Annotated in this window: 2 protein-coding genes; both read left to right on the forward strand. The window is 38.3% G+C overall.

Going from position 1 to position 2,101, the window contains the following annotated elements:
* The coding region (locus tag K8089_RS15925; RefSeq protein WP_237604285.1) for a T9SS type A sorting domain-containing protein at positions 1 to 278 on the forward strand (278 nt) is incomplete at its 5' end.
* A 300-nt stretch (positions 279 to 578) separates the two neighbouring features.
* Positions 579 to 2,101, forward strand: a 1,523-nt coding sequence (locus tag K8089_RS15930; protein WP_237604286.1) for a GEVED domain-containing protein, incomplete at its 3' end; no start/stop codon positions are given.

The following is a 2,101-nucleotide window of genomic DNA, read 5'->3' on the forward strand; positions in this document are numbered from 1 at the left end:
CAGACATCACGATAGATGGTACAAACCTTGGCGTTTCGGATAATGATATAGTTGGTTTCAGCTATTACCCGAACCCAACCGAAGGTATTGTTAATTTGAAGAGCGCAGAAAATATAGAGCAAGTTTCGCTTTATAATATGTTGGGGCAATTAGTGGTTTCTAACCGTGTAGATGCAACAACCTCTCAAGTAGATATTTCTGGGTTAAGCATTGGAACCTACCTGATGAAAGTAACTGTAAATGGTCAAACAGGAACTTATAAGGTAATTAAGAACTAATCTTCTAAACAGTTTTTAAAAAAATGAACCACTCGCCTATAGCGGGTGGTTTTTTTATTGTGTTAATTAGCTAATTAATCTTTAGAATTTATCTTAAAAAGATAGTGATTTTAAGAATGGGTCACCATGTGATTTTTTAGGTAGTAAGCATCATTTTTGCAAAAATTAGCTGCCAATATTCACATTTGTGGTTCTATTAGAATGAAATTTAAATTCTTACTGCAAAAAACTTTGAAATTTGATTTTTTTAAGATAGCTTTAAGTTTTTAAAAATCAAGTTTTAACTAAACCATTTAAATTATGAAAAAATTTACAATGTTAATTTTATTATTGGCGTTCTCGGTCAGCTTTAGCTATGGCCAACAGCCAATGATAAAAACGAATGGGACCGATAATCCCATTCATTTTAATCAACAGCAAAAAAAACAAGCTGTGACACCTTCAAATATTTCCATCAATTCTGATGCAAATATTCAGCAAAAAGGAGAAAACAATCCTGTTGTTTATAAGAATCAAACAAACAGTCCTCAGGATTTAAACTTGCTTCAAGGAAATCGTTCTAATCACAATGCTCAGATTAGTAGTGAAGGTGCCAACAATCCAATTTCTGGAATGCGAAACGGATCGAGCTATTCACCTTTATTTTTATCTATAGAGGCTAGAGATCAAGCTGAGATTTTGGCTGCTGAACAAGAAGGTGTTAATCCTAATTTGAGTTACACTCCAGTGGTTCAAAATAGAGGCCCGCTTTCAGATATTATACCATCAGCGGGGGCAACCGAAACTTTTGCAGTGGTTCCTGGTGATTTCTTTTACGATCCATCAGACGGTGTTACAGGAGGGCCCGGAGGTGATTGTTCTACAACTTCTTCTGGAAATACAGGAGACTATCCTAATTGTGATTGTGATACCGTAACAACATTAACGGGAGCCGGATTATCTGTAGAATTTTTGTCATTTAGAGTTTTCGGAACTTTTGATTACCTAAATATATATGATGGGCCAGATACTAGTTCTCCACAAATTTACGACAGTAATTTAAATGCTGATACCGATACACTTGCAGGAATGATTGCCGCAAATGGTTCAGCTGTTTTTACTTCTACTACAGGAGCGTTAACTTTTGAATTTCACGCAACTGGAGTTGTAAATACTTGTGGTTGGGAAGTTGAAGTTCTTTCTGGCGGCGGCGGAGCATTCCCAGCTCCTTATTGTGGCCCGCTCGAGTTTAACTCAGGGGTTGAGCCTATTACTTTAGTAGAGGTGGCAGGTATTAGCAACGTAAGTGATCCTGTAATAGATGGTTCACCAGCCCACGAAGATTTTACTGCAATTAGTGGCGACATGGAAGAAGGAATGACTTACCCTATTGCATTGGAAGGAAATACAGGTGGAGGTTTTACAAATAGCTTCACTGTATTTATCGATTGGAATCAAGACGGTATTTTAGATAATGCGAGTGAGCGTTATGAAATAGGAACTATTACTGGTTCAACAGGTACAGATGGACAACAAGCTACTAATGATATTTTAGTTCCAGCTGGTGTAACCGCTGGCCCAACTAGAATGCGTGTTATTAAAAAATTCTTGGCTTCCTATGCTCCAGATTCCTGTACTCCAGGCTCTGGTTTTGGTCAAGCAGAGGATTATACTATCAATGTTACTACCGGCGGTGGCGGTGGCGGCGGCGTTTGTTCTGAAGAGAATCCGAACGATTTCACCTTCGAGAACGGCTTTAACTGTTCGTCGGCTTCAGCGTTTATGACAGCAAACGATGTAACGGTTGCGGCAGACACAGACTTCACCTTAAGTAATATAACTGC

The organism is Aequorivita vitellina (assembly GCF_022008365.1).
Taxonomy (GTDB): domain Bacteria; phylum Bacteroidota; class Bacteroidia; order Flavobacteriales; family Flavobacteriaceae; genus Aequorivita; species Aequorivita vitellina.